This window comes from Mucilaginibacter sp. (genome assembly GCF_041660805.1).
GTDB lineage: Bacteria > Bacteroidota > Bacteroidia > Sphingobacteriales > Sphingobacteriaceae > Mucilaginibacter.
Genome location: NZ_JBAZVP010000004.1, coordinates 381,329 through 396,656, shown reverse-complemented (window position 1 = coordinate 396,656; position 15,328 = coordinate 381,329). Strand labels below are relative to the sequence as shown.

The following is a 15,328-nucleotide window of genomic DNA, read 5'->3' as shown; positions in this document are numbered from 1 at the left end:
AGGCTGATATGATGCCGGCATCACGGGTGATGCTACCGTCTTCGGTGCTTTCAACTATTTCTTCCGATTCTTTAATCAGGCCGGCCATAGCTTCACATTTTTTGGCAACAGCTTTTTTATTTATCGATTGAAATACCTGCTCTAACCGTGTTACCTGATTTTCGGTTTGCATAATGTGGTTTTCAATAGCACCGCGCAATTCATCAGTGGTAGATTTTTTGGCTAACTTGGCTAAGGCCTTTGTCAGGTGTTTTTCGGCCCAGTAAATATCTTTTAGTTCATCAATAAACAATTCATTTAATGCTGATTCTTGTACAGCAGTAGTTGTTTCAGGGGCCCTTTTTACTCTGGGCATTTTAATCGCTGCCTTTTTAGTTGGTGTTTTAGTAGTTGCCATATTTGTAAATGTTTATGTTTTGGTATGTTATAATTTAACATAAATTCCATTTATTGGTTTTGAAAATTATACTAATTATTTATATATTTAATTATAACGATTATTTATTATTGTATAACGCTCCCCAAAGGCTGTTTGCACACCTAACAATTATCTATAACTAATTACGCGCCTTTCTTGGCGGTAAGGCTTTGCATTAGCTGACTATACAGATCTGTACCGGTAGTTTTATGTGGTTTAAGTTTTTTGACAGTAGCACGTTTACCTTTTGCTTTTGCCTTAATTATCTTTAGTAACTCATCGGTGTACTCATCTTTAAATTTCGATACATCAAAATCTTCGGTATATTGGTTAATGAGCGCCAGGCCAACGTCCAGCTCTTTTTTGCTCACGTTTACATCATCGGCAATGTTCAGCTCATCGGTATCTCTAATTTGCTGCCCAAAACGAATACGGGTTATAACCAAAACATTTTTTACCGGGTGTACAATACAAAGGCTTTCGGTGCTGCGTAGCACAAAACGGGCCAGGCCTGCCTTCCCTGATTTTTTTAGGGCCTGGAGCAATAACGCATAAGCTTTGTTGTTTTTAGTATCCGGCTCGGTATAGTACGATGTTTCGTAAAACATGGGGTTAACATCGGCTATATCAACAAAGCTTTCAATCTCTACTACTTTGCTTTTTTCAGGGGCGGCAGCTTCAAAGTCAGCCTCTTCCACTATTATATAATCATCGTTAAGCTTGTAGCCTTTAACTATTTTGTCATAAGGCACCTCTTTGTGCGTATGTTCATTTACCCGCTGATAACGGATACGCGAGTGGTCGCGGCTATCCAGCATATCAAGATCAAGCGAAGTTGCTTGCACCGCCGAATACAGTTTGACCGGGATACTTACCAGCCCAAACCCCAGTGAGCCTTTCCAGATAGATCTCATTATATAAAGATTTTGTATCTGTTATAACTATTAAAAGAGGGAAAGGGTTTTAATAGGAGGATATTAAGCTGCTTTAACTTTAAGATGTGGTTTCTTCCAGCTGACCAATCGCCACGCCCCTTCGGCAGTAAGCAGGATGCATATGGCAAACAATGCTGCCTGTATTGATTTTGGTGTTGAAGAAAATGCCCCGGCCAGTGCAATAAAATAAACACCAAAGGGCAATATCATTGCTATGTACAATCCGGTTATACTTAATGGGATCCTGAATGGGCGCTTTGTATGCGGTTCGGATATCCGGAGCTTAATAAGGGAAATATACTCAAGGGACAGGCCTGCTCCGTAAACTGTAACATCAATTATAAGCAGCGCATCAAAAGGCCACAGTATCATAAAACTTACCACTACCGAGCATAGAAAAATGGAAACGTATGGCGTTTTAAACCGGGAATGCAATGAATTTATCCGTTTAGGGAGCAGCCCGTCATCAGCCATGGCCTTTGGCACACGGGATACAGACAGCAACACCGCCGAATATATGCCCAACGAACTTGCCATACCACCGGCTGCTAATATGGCGCCAAGCCATCGCCCGTTAACCAGTTCGCCAAGCGCCGGAAAGCCGTAAGAATTAAAAACACCATGGTTTATGCCCGACTGTTGTGCAACCATTATGGCAAAGAAATAAATAACCATAACCAGTGCAAAAGCAGTGAACACAGATACCAGGTAAGAGCGTACCGGTTTTTCAACCTCTTCGGCGTAGGTGGTAATGTTATCCCAGCCAAGGCAGTTCCACATAACAGTGTATAACGCCATCCCCAACGAAGAAAAAGGAACTCCTTTTAAGCTTTGCGATGGAATACTGAAACTGCCCCCATGCTGATAAATAACCAGCACAAACAAAATGATCAATGGCGATAATACGGCCGCCCCTAAAAACAACGACACTCTGCCCACCGGTACTATCCCTAATATGTTTAAACCTGCCGATAACCATACAATAACGATACAAACCGGGATGCGATAAGCTTCAATCCCCGGGAAAAAGAAGGAAGCATAGGTTACAAATAGTACGGGGTAAATAGCAAGGTCAACAAAGGTGTAGATCCATGTCCACCAACCTTCATAAAATCCCCAGCGGGTACCTAACGCATGCTTAACCCACTTATAATAACCGCCGGTAACGGGCATCATACTATTAAGTTCTAAAACCGTAAAAATGGCGGGGATATCCCAAAGCAGCGGGGTTATCAGCAAAACTAAAATAGCGGCATGTTCCCCTGCATAAATTAATAAAGGCTCCAGGCCATATGGGCCGCCTGATACGGTAAAAAATACTAAAGCAACAAGTTGAAAAGGCTTTATTTTTCTGTTGATGACCGGTTGCCGCATAAGCCATAAAAATATTATTTATGTTTTAATTAGCCACCGGTTATCGCTGTTATTTTAAATATAATGCCAAACAGCGTTCAACTGGTTATTTATACCAACACCGCTCCACCGTCTATGATAATGTTTTGACCGGTGCCAAATTTTTGCTTCATCAGGTAAGTAAAAGCTAATGCAATATCTTCTGCCTCGCCAACGCGTTTAACCAGCAATGCATCGCCTACAGATTGGAATAAGTTCTCGCGGTCGGTATCTGCCATACTGCTCCACAGGTTGGTTTTTATTACACCCGGTACAACACTATTAACCCGTATAGGCGCTAATTCAACAGCCATCGCCCTTACAAAACCTTCCATAGCACCACAGATACTGCTGGCTATTGACCATCCCTTACCGGGCCGGGCACCGGCAATACCACCTGTTAAAGAAATTGACCCGCCCGCATTAATTAGCCGCGATGCATACTTAACCGCTGCCAGCGCGCTCCAAAAACGAAGATTAAAAAACTGGCGCGCTTTGTCTATCTCCGTTTCGTTTAAGGTATTTAACGTGAGGTTTTCGGCAGCTGTATATACAAGGTGATCAAAACTACCTGTCATTTCAAAAAAGTTTTTGATGTTCTCTTCCCTACTTAAATCTGCAGCATAACCTTCACATCCTTCTGGTAGCTCTTTTAAAGCCTGGTCTATCCGGTTTTGGTTGCTTGATACAATAATAATGTTGGCGCCTTCTGCCGCGGCGGCTTTAGCGGTAGCTAATCCTAAACCCGAGCTTCCGCCTAATATAATTACCCTTTTGCCTCTTAATAGCTTTGTTTGATTTTCCATAATTACTAAATTTATTATGGTACAAATTTCCGTCACAAACAGCCGCTTCCACTTAACATATGGTAAAAACGGAATAGCCGGTAAAAGAAAAATTATTTGATGCTTTTGCGGATGCGACTAAGCGATTGCGGTGTAATACCCAAATAACTTGCAATATCTTTTAAGGGAACGCGCAATACAATATCCGGTTGTTGCTGCATAAATAGTTTGTAACGGGTTTCAGAATCCGCGCCCAGGTAGGCATTCCGGATCTGGATCTTATCTAGAAGTCTGTTTTGCATGATCTGGTCTAACAGTTCCTTTAAACCGGGTACCTGCTTGTAAAGGGCCAGTAATTTCGATTTGCTGATGGCTAGTACATCTGCATCACATGCGGCTTGTATACTTTCGGTAGCCGGTACTTCATTATTAAAACTGTGTAGTATAGTGCAAAACATATCTTCTTTTAAAAAGAAATGGGTAAGCTCTGCACCCTTTTGGTTGGTTACCATTATGCGTAATACCCCGTTACATACAAAAAACAGCTCCCTGCAAATATTGCCGCCTTTAAATAATTGGCCTCCTTCTTTATATGACCGCGGTTCAAAACTGTCTTTGATCAGTTGCTGTTCATCGGCACTAAAAAATCGATATTGCTGCAGGAATGCTATAAGCCGGTTAGTCATGCTAACAAATATAGATGATATGATTTCGATTAATAAATCTTTACTGGTTGACACTTCAATCAAATTTTGCACATTTGTACTGCTCATATTACACCCCTCAAATGGATCAGTATTTTATAATAGATTTCGATAGCACATTTACACAAGTTGAAGCTTTAGATGAGCTAGCACGTATTTCTCTAAAAAACCACCCGGATAGGGAAGCTATTTATAAGCAGATTGAAGATCTTACCAATGCATCAATGGAGGGCAAATTGTCCTTCACGGAGAGTTTGCAGGCAAGGGTTAAACTACTTTGCGCTAACCGCGAGCACTTGAAACAATTGATCACGCACTTAAAGAAAAAGGTTTCTACCTCTTTTTCGCGCAATACTATATTTTTCAAAAATCACCAGGATGAGGTGCTTATAGTATCTGGTGGATTTAAGGAGTTCATTATACCGGTAGTAACCGAGTATCATATTAAAAAAGAAAACATATACGCCAATACTTTTGAGTTTGATGAAGACGGCAATATAATTGGCTACGACCGCAGCAACCCTCTTTCGCAGGAAGGCGGCAAGGTAAAGCTGTTAAAAGAACTTAATCTGCCCGGTGAGATCTTTGGTATTGGAGATGGCTATTCTGATTTTCAATTAAAAGAATCGGGAATGATCAAAAAATTCTTTGCCTTTACGGAGAACATTGAACGCAAATCTGTAGCCGAAAAAGCCGATCATATTACACCCAGCTTTGATGAGTTTTTATATATAAACAAACTGCCGAGAGCTATATCTTACCCCAAAAACCGCATAAAATGCCTGGTTGTTGGTAATATTGATGAAGATGCTTTAGGGCAAATGAAACGCGAGGGCTATAATCTGCGCCATCGTGATAGCATTGAAGAAGAATATTTGGTTGAAGCCGGTGTATTGTTCTGCGATGAGCAAAACCAGCCTAAACCCGAGCAATTGCAAAATGCAGGGCGGTTAAAAGTTATTGGATGTTTTGGTAAAATAGGCAGCCGTAAACTGGCCGATACCGCTTGCGAAAAAGGTATCATTATTTTTGATGACCCAAAGCAAAACCCACGTAATTTTGACTTTATACCCCGCCGGGTTATGGCTTTTATGAACGAGGGCCGTACGCACATGAGCTGCAATTTTCCTGATCTGCAGCCGCCGCGCAATAATAACGCGCACCGCTTAATACATATCCACAAAAACGTACCGGGTATACTGGCTAAAATAAACGAAGTATTTGCCCGGCACAATATCAATATAGTAGGCGAGTTTTTGGTGACCAACCCACAAATTGGTTATGTAATTACCGATGTAAATACGGGTTACGATCCTGAAGTGCTAAACGAGCTGAAAGCGATTGAGCAAACGATAAAGTTCCGTTTGTTGTATTAAGATCCTTATCAATCACACGGGAATACCGGTAACCTAAGCTCTTTCTATTAAACAAACTGCATAGGCAACCACACCTTCTTCGCGGCCAATAAAACCAAGGCTTTCGTTAGTGGTGGCTTTAATAGATATATCTTCTTCGCTGATGCCGGCCGCCTGTGCAATGTGAGTTTTCATGGCCGGTATGTGCGGGTTTATTTTAGGCGCTTCCAGGCATACCATGGCATCAATGTTACCTATCTGCCAGTTTTTTTCGGCAAGCAGGGCAACCACATTTTGTAACAGAACAAGGCTGCTAATGCCTTTCCACCTGTCATCGGTATTAGAGAAATGAAAACCAATATCGCGCAGGTTGGCGGCACCTAAAAGGGCATCGCAAATAGCATGCAGTAAAACATCCGCATCAGAATGACCAAAAGCACCTGAAGTATGTTCTAAATTTACACCACCTAAAATAAATGGATGCTGTAGTTTTAACTGGTGTACATCAAAACCAAACCCTACCTTAATTTTAGCCATTATTGTTTAGCAGCGTTGGTGGTTCCGCCAAAGCTGGCAGAAAGCGTGAAACGTAAAGTGTTTGCAAGTGGGCTATTTTGCTGGCTTGCTGCCAGATATGAAAAGTCGAAGTTAAAAACATCATACTTTAAGCCTACGCCAAAAGTTGCGTAATGCCTATTGCCTTTGTTTGGGTTTTCGTAAAAATAGCCTGCACGTAAAGCAAAGCGATTATTGTACAGGTACTCCACGCCCGGCGAGAATGAGTATTCTTTAAGTTCTTCGCTAAAGCCGCCCGGCGCATCACCAAATGACTGGAAAAAGCCTGCCGGAACTGACACATTATCGTTATGCCCTGAAACGATGTTGCCATCAGCATCCCTGATAGGCGGGGTAGGCACCAACAATTTATTTATATCAAAAGCAAATGTGAACTTATTGGTACTATCAAGTGCCCACGTGTTAGCCACGCCAATTTTTAAGTTGGTAGGCAAAAAGTATCGGGCCCCTGCATCGCTGTATCCAATCTTGTTACCAATGTTGGAAATATTTGTACCAAACGCGAAGGTCTTATTATCGCCGTATGGCTTCCTGTAAAATACCGATACCCCTGCCGCTATAGCAGTGCCCGCCTTATTCTGCTGGCCCGAGCCGGAAATGAAGGCGCCGTTAGAGAAATTAGAATAAATATAACGCATGGTTAAACCTAATGACAGGTTATTGCCAAATTTACGCGCGAATGATGCATCAAGCGAAAACTCGCTTGGTTTGTAGGTGCCCTGGTCTACCTGGTTTTGATCTATCAGTTGTATTGATCCTAAATTAAAATAGCGTAATGATGCGCCAAAGGTATTACGGTCGTTTATTTTGTGGGCATAGCTCAAATAGGTCAAACTAACATCAGGCACCAAATGCCTTAGCCATGGGCTGTATGATAAGGAAATGTCATTATTATTCTCCATAAAAGCCAGCTTGGCCGGGTTCCAGTAGTTGGCATTTACATCGGGCGATAACGCCACTCCGGCATCACCCATAGCGCCTGAGCGCGAATCGGGTGTGATATTTAAAAAAGGTACCGCGGTTGATATTGCATTTGCGCCGCTTCCGTTTGTGCTTGTGCCTGACTGGGCCGCTGCAAAAACAGGTAAGCTGAATAAAACACAAAACGTAAGGTTTCTAGTGGAAAAAAATATCATTGGTGCAATTTAGTCTTATTATTTAAAATATTAAAAATATGATACTGTTAAATACGTAAATACGTTTGTGTAAAGTGTTAATAGTTCAATATATTGTAACTCAACTTGTAAATAATACGTTTAACTAAGTTATGGAGTTAATCTGTGATATAATTGCTCAAAATAAGGGCAATGTTTTAACTGGATTTTTTTTAAATTTACCTCCAATATATATTCGCAAATATGAAAGTACTTTTTACTAATACTGCTTTGGTGTTGTTGGGTTTAGGGGCCATGCTAAGCAGCTGCAGTAAACCACAGCAATCACAAAAGACCGGTTTGAAATATAACGACCGTACTAATGGCGGCTATGTGCGTTACAGGCAAACACATCCAAGCCCCGGCCCGGGCCTTATCCCTATTGAGGGAGGTACGTTTGTACTTGGGGGCAGTGCCGATCAGGATGTGAATTACGAATATAACAATATTCGCCGCAGGGTAACTGTACCGTCCTTTTACATGGATGAGACCGAAGTATCAAACCAGGATTGGCTGGATTACCTGCACTGGATAGCGATCACTTTCCCTGACGATAGAGAATATTATTACAATGCAATACCCGATACATTGGTATGGCGTAAACCATTATCATATAACGAGCCTTACGTAGATAACTATCTGCGCCACCCGGCTTTTCAGGATTACCCTGTTGTAGGTATAACCTGGGATCAGATACAGGATTACTGTACCTGGCGTACAGACCGTACCAATGAAAATATTTTACGCGAAGGCGGCCAGTTAGTTACCTGGAAGGATGCATCTAAAAAAGGTGCGCCCGCTGTGGCTTCAACAACACCGTTTAATACAGACTTGTATTTGAACAATCAGATACAAGGCCCTGGAATTGATGGTAAAAAAATGCCAAAAGATCTTAGTCCTGCAAGAGCAGCCGGCGGAACCGCAACTGCGGCTAAAGGTGGCCCAAGAAGGCCTGTACGTTTAGAAGACGGTGTCCTGAAATCGGGCTACCGTTTACCATCAGAGGCTGAATGGGAATATGCTGCTTTAGCGCTTGCGGGCAACACCCAGTTTGAGAATATTAACGATGGTAAAATATATCCATGGAATGGCCTGGGCGTGCGCTCTCCAAACCGCAGAACACGCGGATTGATCTTAGCCAACTTTAAACGCGGCGCCGGTGATAACGCGGGTGTTGGCGGTGGCTTAAATGATAAGGCTGATATTACAGCACCGGTACGTTCATACCCGCCAAATGATTTTGGTTTGTATAACATGGCAGGGAATGTTAACGAGTGGGTAGCCGATACTTATCGCCAAACCTCGTTTGAGGATGTTGACGATTTTAACCCCTTCCGCGGTAACGAGTACACTAACAAACGTCTGGCCGATCCGGCAAAAGGCTTATATGCCAAAGATAAATATGGCCGCCCTATTAAAGACCCGGCTAAATCAGACAAAAAATTAAAGTATAGCGAACTGATAGCACAGCAACAAGGCCAGGCGGCACCTGCGGTTAACGGAGCAGCAGCGCCTCCAGCTAACGGAGCGGTAACTCCTGTTAATCCTATTGCAGGCAAACCTTTTAAAGCTGATTTAAGAGGTTATGGCGATACTTTAAACACAGCATTGTACGGAACCACTTCGTTGGTTAGCGATCACTCTAAGGTGTACAAAGGAGGGTCATGGAACGATATGGCTTATTGGTTAAACCCGGCAACCCGCCGTTTTATGAACCAGGATGATGCCAGTGCCGAAATTGGTTTCCGTTGTGCAATGACCATGGTTGGCGCGCCGGAGATCAATTCAAATGGCAAACAATATTTCCCGGTTAAAAAAGCTAAAAACTACAAAGGAAGGTAATAACCCTGTTATAAAGCAAAAAAGCCGCCCCGGAAAGGGCGGCTTTTTTACTTTAAAGCTATTGCTTTCAATAACCATTAATCCGGCTCCTGCCTGAATCTTGCTAATAAGCTTTTTATATCAAGTTTGGCGTTCAGGTCTTCCGCGTCGGTAGTGTCCTCTTCGTCATTATCCTGTTTAAAATCATCTGCATGATATTTGAAAATTTTCCAGTCGCCGTTATTGTATTCCAGTGCGGTAAGGCTCTCCACCCAGTCGCCGCTATTTAGGTAAAGCACAGAGCCGGTTTGTTCTGTAGAATTCATTAGCCTTATCTCGGCATGGTGGATATGGCCGCATATTACATAAGAATAGGATTTCTCAACGGCAAGGTCAGCAGCGGTTTGCTCAAACTGGTTAATGAATTTTACCGCATCCTTAAACCGGGCCTTTACTTTTTGCGAAAAGCTCATTTTGGGCCTGCCTATAGTAGTAAGGAACCAGTTGGTTAAGCTGTTGATGAGTATCAGGGTATCATAACCTACCGCACCCAGTTTGGCCAGCCATTTGGAGTGCTGCATGGTAACGTCAAAAACATCGCCATGAAATATCCATGCTTTTTTGCCATCAATATTGAGTACTATTTTATCAAGCAGCTGAAATGTGCCGAGATTAAAATCAGTGAATTTACGCAGCATCTCATCATGATTGCCGGTAAGGTAGTAAACAGGGATGCCTTCGGTAACGAATTTAAGAATGCGGCGTACCACCTTCATGTGTGCCTCGGGCCAGTATGATTTGCTGAATTGCCATATATCAATGATATCCCCGTTGAGGATAAGCATTTTTGGCTTTATACTTTTAAGGTATTTTAGGAGTTCTTTGGCATGGCAGCCATATGTGCCCAGGTGCACATCAGATATAACAACAATGTCTACCTCGCGCTTTGCCATTAAAGTTTCGGGGTTATTGTTCCGGCCGGTAATTGAAACCGGAAAATTAGTATTGCGGGGCGGCTTGTACTGTTATTCCTCGTCGTCCTCTTCATTAACCTTTAGTTCGTAAGGGCTAAGATAAAAGGCGCCAAGGAGCACCAATAATCCTACTACAAACAAATAAGCAAATTCAAAATTCATCTTTCCTTGTTTTTACAAATATCCTATAATCAAATAATTATACTGTTAAGACTATGTTAAATATAAAAGGTTACTTCTTTGAAAAATTATTTTTTATACGATCCAGTTGTTTTAGATGATGTTGTAAATGTATACGGATAAATTTAAACCATTGTTGTGCATTGAGCATCCCCATACGCGGATGCTGCCAGCGTGTTTCTGCCGGTGCATTCTTTACCAAACCGGCAATTCCCTCAATCCGTTTACGGGTTTTTATGATCAGGTTGCGGGCCTCTTCTTTATCAATTTTCCTGGGGGCCACTTTGGCGGCTACCGATTTGGGCACTTTGGTTTTAAACGGCGGGAAGCTTTCCATTAACAATAAGTACCAGCCGGCAAAGGTAACTCCTTTATTAGTAGGCGGGCAATTATTATGTGTGCAGCGCTCCAGCGCTATGCTTGATCCTAAACTTGCCTTCATAATATGATCATAAACTTCGGCATAACTCCAGCCACCCGTTGGCGGAGTGGTATCAAAAAGCTCACAAGGCAGCAAATCTAACTGTTTGCGGTAACTGTCTAATGCCGCATCAATGGCCTGGCGCTCTTTGACAATGTTCATAATAATAAAGTTAACTCTTTTAAATGGGTTATTTGCGCCGGTACATCGGCCGGTTTCTCCAGGTTAAACGGGTTAAAATAAATAGCATCCATCCCAAAAGCCAAAGCTCCCCGAATATCTGCTTCAATGCTATCACCAATCATCAGGCTTTCTTCTTTTGTTGTTCCCGCCAGGTCAATGGCATGCTGAAAAATAAGCGGATCGGGCTTATTTACACCAACCACTTCAGATATGATAATGTTTTGAAAGTAAGGTGAAAGATTAGTGCCCGCTACTTTTATCTCTGTAGATTCTTTAAACCCGTTGGAGATCAAATGCAGCGTGTACTTGCTTTGCAGGTAGGCCAATGTTTCGTGCGCATGCGGAAACAGGTTTGTTTTGGTTGGCCCGAGCTTTACGTACTCATCTTCAAAGTTGTTTGGCATCAGATCGGGCGGCACGCCAAGTTCAATAAAAGTTTTTTTGAAGCGGGCATCGCGCAGCTCATCTTTAGTGATTGCGCCTATGTGGTACTGCGCCCAAAGCAGGTGATTATTGCGGGTGTAAGTTTCAATGAACAGGTCGGCCGAGTGCAGGCCAATCTCGCTTAACCTATGCTTGCCATATAGCTCATGCAGGGTTTCCTCGGCATTTTTATCAAAATCCCAAATGGTATGATCAAGATCAAAGAAGATGTGTTTGTATTTGATTTCGGATTTCGAATGTTCGATTTCGGATTTAAGCATGATAGTTCAATTGCAGATTCTTACAATGATGTTGATCTCATTATAACGAGACAAAGTTAAATATTAATACATTTCACAAATTCGAAATTGAACATCGTAATCGTAAATTCCCTTACGCCTTCTCCCCAAACGCCAAATCACCGGCATCACCTAAGCCCGGTACTATATAGGCCTTGCTGGTCATTTCTTCATCAACGGCGCATACCCAAATTTTTGCTTTTGGGAGGTTAGCACGTACATGGGTAATGCCCTCCACACTTGCAATAACAGCTACTATGTGCAGCTCTTTAATTTTATATTGTGCCAGCAGTTCTTTACAAACCATTACAATGCTTTGGCCTGTGGCCAGCATGGTATCGCACATAATTAATATTTTGTCATCAAGGTTAGGGTTAGAGATATGATCTACCTGTATGGTAAAACTGCCACTTTTCTTAATCTTACGGCAGGCCGTTACAAAGGCCGAATCTGACTGGTCAAAAAAGTTCATGAAGCCCTGGTGCAACGGTAAACCGGCCCGCAGGATGGTTGCCAGCACGGGTTGTACATTGGGCAGGTTAATATTGGCAATGCCTAAGGGTGTGGTTATTTCGTTTTCGGTATAAGTGAAAGTTTTGCTTATTTCATAGGCCAGTATCTCGCCCAAACGTTCCTGGTTCTTACGAAAGCGAAACTTATCCTGCTGCGCAGATGCATCACGCATTTCGGCCAAAAACTGGTTGGCAATGGTATTTGTTTTGTTTAAAATGAAAAGCATTGCGTAGAAATTGGCGGTTTATGTTCGTGAAATAAATATAGCATATATTTTACTGTAGCCACAACCATCAGGCCACAATATAATGGGCATTTAAAATAAATTGTGTCCTTAATCGTCTGCTGACATAGGGCTGTCATCAATCCCTATTTACTTTGCATTTAAATGAATTAAACATTCAATGGTCAAAAATGGTTAGTAACTAATGCTAACCTTCAAACTCTAATCACTATTGCGTAAATTTGTAATTGATGGATTTTAAAATAACCTCTCAATACGTACCTACCGGAGATCAGCCCAGTGCTATTAAGCAGCTGGTTCAAGGTGTAAACAACGGCGACCCTTTTCAAACCCTTTTGGGCGTTACAGGATCAGGTAAAACATTTACCATTGCCAATGTAATTGAGCAAACCCAAAAGCCGACACTGATACTAAGCCACAATAAAACGCTGGCAGCCCAGCTGTACGGCGAATTTAAACAGTTCTTCCCCGAGAACGCGGTGAACTACTTTGTGTCCTATTACGATTATTACCAGCCCGAGGCTTTTATCCCCTCATCAAATACTTATATAGAGAAAGATCTGCAGATAAACGAGGAGATAGAGAAACTGCGCCTGCGTACCACATCGGCATTGATGAGTGGCCGCAGGGATGTGATTGTGGTATCGTCTATATCCTGTATTTATGGTATGGGTAACCCCGAAGATTTTGCCAATTCGGTATTCAAATTCGCGGTAGGTACCCGCATCAGCCGGAACGCTTTTTTACACCGCTTAGTTGAGATACTTTACGCACGCACCACGGCAGACTTTAAACGCGGAACATTCCGTGTTAAAGGTGATACTGTGGATATTTTCCCTGCATATATGGATTATGCCTACCGCATATCTTTTTTTGGGGATGATATTGAAGAGCTGAGTACTTTTGACATCACTACGGGTAAAACCATTGAGAAGATGACCCACATGGTGGTTTATCCTGCCAACTTGTATGTTGCCCCGCGCGAACGCTTTCAGCAATCGGTTTGGGCTATACAGGAGGAACTGGAGACCCGCAAAAAGCAATTTATAGATGATGGCCGCTATATTGAAGCCAAGCGTTTAGAAGAAAGGGTTAATTACGATCTGGAGATGATCCGTGAGTTAGGCTATTGTTCCGGGATCGAGAATTACTCCCGCTTTTTTGATGGCCGCGAACCGGGGATGCGCCCGTTCTGTTTGTTAGACTATTTCCCTGATGATTACCTGATGGTGATTGACGAGAGCCATGTAACCGTACCGCAAATACGGGCGATGTATGGTGGTGACAGATCAAGGAAGATCTCATTGGTTGATTATGGTTTCCGTTTGCCTGCGGCGATGGATAACCGCCCGCTCAACTTTCAGGAATTTGAGCGTTTGGCACCGCAAACCATTTATGTGAGTGCAACCCCTGCCGATTTTGAATTGGAGAAATCAGGCGGTGTGGTGGTTGAACAGGTTATTCGCCCTACAGGGTTGCTTGACCCGGTAATTGATGTTCGCCCGGTTATTAACCAGGTGGATGATTTGCTGGATGAGGTAGATAAGACCATCAAAATGGGCGACCGCATACTGGTGACCACCCTTACCAAACGCATGGCCGAAGAACTGGCCAAGTATATGGATAGGCTGGGTATTAAATGCCGTTACATACACTCAGAAGTTAAGACCCTGCAAAGGGTAGAGATATTGCGTGGCTTGCGTTTAGGCGAATTTGATGTGCTGATAGGTATTAACTTACTGCGGGAGGGACTCGATTTGCCTGAGGTTTCTTTGGTGGCTATTTTAGATGCTGATAAGGAAGGCTTCCTGCGATCGGAGCGTTCACTGATACAAACCATTGGCCGTGCAGCCCGTAACGATAGGGGACGGGTTATTATGTATGCTGATAAGATCACCGATTCGATGCAGATTACGATGGACGAGACCAACCGCCGCCGCGAGTTGCAGATCAAATACAATACGGAGCATGGCATTACGCCGCGTACAGTTGGCAAATCCCGCGAGGAGATCATGGAGCAAACGTCTGTGGTAGACTTTAAAGGTGGGGTACAACAGGCCTATGTAGAAACTGATATGCTTACCCTTGCCGCCGACCCGATTGTGCAGTACATGACCAAGGCCGATCTGAAGAAATCAATTGAAAGTACCCGTAAGGATATGGTCGCGGCAGCAAAAAACATGGATTTCCTGCTGGCCGCCAAGCTGCGTGATGAAATGTTTGCACTGGAAAAAACAATGGAGGAGAAGTTTTAAATGTGCTGATTACAGATGTGCAGATATGCAAATGAGAATGCGATTCATCTGCACACTTGCACATCTGCATATTTACACATTGTATAATTTGAAACAAATTATACGTTATAATCTTATATTTGTAAGCTTAATTTTAAACAGATGATACTAATACGTTTTCTAATTATATCTATTTGTGTTTTATATATACTGCGCAGTTTGGTACGCTTTCTGCTACCTATGCTGTTTAACAGCGTAATTAACAAGGCGCAGGAACAAGCACGTCACCAACAGAACTACCAGCATCAACCACGCCCGGATGGCCGTGTTAAGGTTGACCATATACCAGAAGGTAAAAAAGGAACCGTGCCCGATACTGAAGGTGAATTTGTTGATTATGAAGAAATAAAGTAAACCGCATGTTACCTGAAGGGTTATATAAACGCCGCAAAAGGCATAATAACACTCCGCCAACAGTGCTTTTGGTGCTAACCAACTGCATTGTACTGGCTTTGTTAATACAGGCGTTTACCGGGTGCACCAGCATCAATAACTTTTTTTGGGTAGCAATTGCAGCACTTGCCTTATATAACGTTTACACCATTCGCCGCAACCCGGATGAGTACAACCGGGTAAATGCTATCATTTATTTTGGCAGCATTTCATTCATGGTGTTCCTGTTCTTTTACTTTAACAGCCAACCCCATAATTGCTAAA

16 protein-coding genes are annotated in these 15,328 nt (G+C 42.7%); 5 read left to right on the top strand and 11 right to left on the bottom strand.

Annotated features, from left to right (window positions below):
- From WC743_RS08840 to WC743_RS08820, 5 genes are all read right to left on the bottom strand, one after another.
- Positions 1–397 (bottom strand): DUF892 family protein (locus WC743_RS08840; protein WP_373011563.1); only part of this gene is annotated, 397 nt, incomplete at its 3' end.
- A 164-nt stretch (positions 398–561) separates the two neighbouring features.
- Positions 562–1,332, bottom strand: coding sequence for a Ku protein (locus WC743_RS08835; protein ID WP_373011562.1), 771 nt, complete (start codon positions 1,330–1,332; stop codon positions 562–564).
- 63 nt (positions 1,333–1,395) lie between these two features.
- On the bottom strand, positions 1,396–2,727 hold the full coding sequence (locus tag WC743_RS08830) for an APC family permease (protein WP_373011560.1): 1,332 nt from the start codon (positions 2,725–2,727) through the stop codon (positions 1,396–1,398).
- Between the two features lie 89 nt (positions 2,728–2,816).
- Positions 2,817–3,551 carry an SDR family oxidoreductase gene (locus WC743_RS08825; protein WP_373011559.1) on the bottom strand — a complete coding sequence of 245 codons (735 nt, stop codon included), beginning with the start codon at positions 3,549–3,551 and terminating at the stop codon, positions 2,817–2,819.
- A 92-nt stretch (positions 3,552–3,643) separates the two neighbouring features.
- Positions 3,644–4,303, bottom strand: a complete 660-nt coding sequence (locus tag WC743_RS08820) for a Crp/Fnr family transcriptional regulator (protein ID WP_373011558.1) — start codon at positions 4,301–4,303, stop codon at positions 3,644–3,646.
- Between the two features lie 14 nt (positions 4,304–4,317).
- On the opposite strand from WC743_RS08820, the gene WC743_RS08815 reads away from it, so the two are divergent.
- On the top strand, positions 4,318–5,610 hold the full coding sequence (locus WC743_RS08815; RefSeq protein WP_373011557.1) for an HAD-IB family phosphatase: 1,293 nt from the start codon (positions 4,318–4,320) through the stop codon (positions 5,608–5,610).
- A 33-nt stretch (positions 5,611–5,643) separates the two neighbouring features.
- On the opposite strand, the gene ispF is transcribed toward WC743_RS08815, so the two are convergent.
- Together ispF and porV are read right to left on the bottom strand one after the other, a co-directional pair.
- The gene (gene ispF / locus WC743_RS08810) at positions 5,644–6,126 is read right to left on the bottom strand and encodes a 2-C-methyl-D-erythritol 2,4-cyclodiphosphate synthase (RefSeq protein WP_373011556.1); all 483 of its coding nucleotides are present in this window, start codon (positions 6,124–6,126) and stop codon (positions 5,644–5,646) included.
- Entirely contained in the window at positions 6,126–7,301 is a 1,176-nt protein-coding gene (gene porV, locus WC743_RS08805) for a type IX secretion system outer membrane channel protein PorV (RefSeq protein ID WP_373011555.1), read from the bottom strand. The genes ispF and porV overlap by 1 nt, the downstream gene beginning before the upstream one ends.
- Positions 7,302–7,523: 222 nt before the next feature.
- Between porV and WC743_RS08800 the strand changes: the two genes are divergently transcribed.
- A complete protein-coding gene (locus WC743_RS08800; protein WP_373011554.1) occupies positions 7,524–9,161 on the top strand; it encodes an SUMF1/EgtB/PvdO family nonheme iron enzyme in 1,638 nt (545 codons plus the stop codon).
- 77 nt (positions 9,162–9,238) lie between these two features.
- Here WC743_RS08800 and WC743_RS08795 read toward each other — a convergent pair whose 3' ends face one another.
- From WC743_RS08795 to upp, 4 genes are all read right to left on the bottom strand, one after another.
- Positions 9,239–10,093, bottom strand: coding sequence for a UDP-2,3-diacylglucosamine diphosphatase (locus WC743_RS08795; RefSeq protein ID WP_373011553.1), 855 nt, complete (start codon positions 10,091–10,093; stop codon positions 9,239–9,241).
- 253 nt (positions 10,094–10,346) lie between these two features.
- A complete protein-coding gene (locus WC743_RS08790) occupies positions 10,347–10,877 on the bottom strand; it encodes a DinB family protein (protein ID WP_373011552.1) in 531 nt (176 codons plus the stop codon).
- Positions 10,874–11,602: a YjjG family noncanonical pyrimidine nucleotidase gene (locus WC743_RS08785; protein WP_373011551.1), complete on the bottom strand. Its 729-nt coding sequence runs from the start codon at positions 11,600–11,602 to the stop codon at positions 10,874–10,876. The genes WC743_RS08790 and WC743_RS08785 overlap by 4 nt, the downstream gene beginning before the upstream one ends.
- Positions 11,603–11,714: 112 nt before the next feature.
- On the bottom strand, positions 11,715–12,359 hold the full coding sequence (gene upp / locus WC743_RS08780) for a uracil phosphoribosyltransferase (RefSeq protein ID WP_373011550.1): 645 nt from the start codon (positions 12,357–12,359) through the stop codon (positions 11,715–11,717).
- Between the two features lie 248 nt (positions 12,360–12,607).
- Between upp and uvrB the strand changes: the two genes are divergently transcribed.
- From uvrB to WC743_RS08765, 3 genes are all read left to right on the top strand, one after another.
- A complete protein-coding gene (uvrB, locus tag WC743_RS08775; protein WP_373011549.1) occupies positions 12,608–14,632 on the top strand; it encodes an excinuclease ABC subunit UvrB in 2,025 nt (674 codons plus the stop codon).
- A gap of 141 nt (positions 14,633–14,773) precedes the next feature.
- Positions 14,774–15,025 (top strand): DUF4834 domain-containing protein, encoded by a 252-nt coding sequence (locus WC743_RS08770; protein WP_373011547.1) that lies wholly within the window; start codon positions 14,774–14,776, stop codon positions 15,023–15,025.
- A 5-nt stretch (positions 15,026–15,030) separates the two neighbouring features.
- Entirely contained in the window at positions 15,031–15,327 is a 297-nt protein-coding gene (locus WC743_RS08765; RefSeq protein WP_373011546.1) for a hypothetical protein, read from the top strand.
- The last annotated feature ends 1 nt before the right edge of the window (position 15,328 follow it).

What these genes read in the sequence shown, in the direction of transcription:
- WC743_RS08835 (WP_373011562.1), bottom strand. Translation starts at nt 1,332, where the DNA reads ATGAGATCTATCTGGAAAGGCTCACTGGGGTTTGGGCTGGTAAGTATC.
- WC743_RS08830 (WP_373011560.1), bottom strand. Translation starts at nt 2,727, where the DNA reads ATGCGGCAACCGGTCATCAACAGAAAAATAAAGCCTTTTCAACTTGTT.
- WC743_RS08825 (WP_373011559.1), bottom strand. Translation starts at nt 3,551, where the DNA reads ATGGAAAATCAAACAAAGCTATTAAGAGGCAAAAGGGTAATTATATTA.
- WC743_RS08820 (WP_373011558.1), bottom strand. Translation starts at nt 4,303, where the DNA reads ATGAGCAGTACAAATGTGCAAAATTTGATTGAAGTGTCAACCAGTAAA.
- WC743_RS08815 (WP_373011557.1), top strand. Translation starts at nt 4,318, where the DNA reads ATGGATCAGTATTTTATAATAGATTTCGATAGCACATTTACACAAGTT.
- ispF (WP_373011556.1), bottom strand. Translation starts at nt 6,126, where the DNA reads ATGGCTAAAATTAAGGTAGGGTTTGGTTTTGATGTACACCAGTTAAAA.
- porV (WP_373011555.1), bottom strand. Translation starts at nt 7,301, where the DNA reads ATGATATTTTTTTCCACTAGAAACCTTACGTTTTGTGTTTTATTCAGC.
- WC743_RS08800 (WP_373011554.1), top strand. Translation starts at nt 7,524, where the DNA reads ATGAAAGTACTTTTTACTAATACTGCTTTGGTGTTGTTGGGTTTAGGG.
- WC743_RS08795 (WP_373011553.1), bottom strand. Translation starts at nt 10,093, where the DNA reads ATGGCAAAGCGCGAGGTAGACATTGTTGTTATATCTGATGTGCACCTG.
- WC743_RS08790 (WP_373011552.1), bottom strand. Translation starts at nt 10,877, where the DNA reads ATGAACATTGTCAAAGAGCGCCAGGCCATTGATGCGGCATTAGACAGT.
- WC743_RS08785 (WP_373011551.1), bottom strand. Translation starts at nt 11,602, where the DNA reads ATGCTTAAATCCGAAATCGAACATTCGAAATCCGAAATCAAATACAAA.
- upp (WP_373011550.1), bottom strand. Translation starts at nt 12,359, where the DNA reads ATGCTTTTCATTTTAAACAAAACAAATACCATTGCCAACCAGTTTTTG.
- uvrB (WP_373011549.1), top strand. Translation starts at nt 12,608, where the DNA reads ATGGATTTTAAAATAACCTCTCAATACGTACCTACCGGAGATCAGCCC.
- WC743_RS08770 (WP_373011547.1), top strand. Translation starts at nt 14,774, where the DNA reads ATGATACTAATACGTTTTCTAATTATATCTATTTGTGTTTTATATATA.
- WC743_RS08765 (WP_373011546.1), top strand. Translation starts at nt 15,031, where the DNA reads ATGTTACCTGAAGGGTTATATAAACGCCGCAAAAGGCATAATAACACT.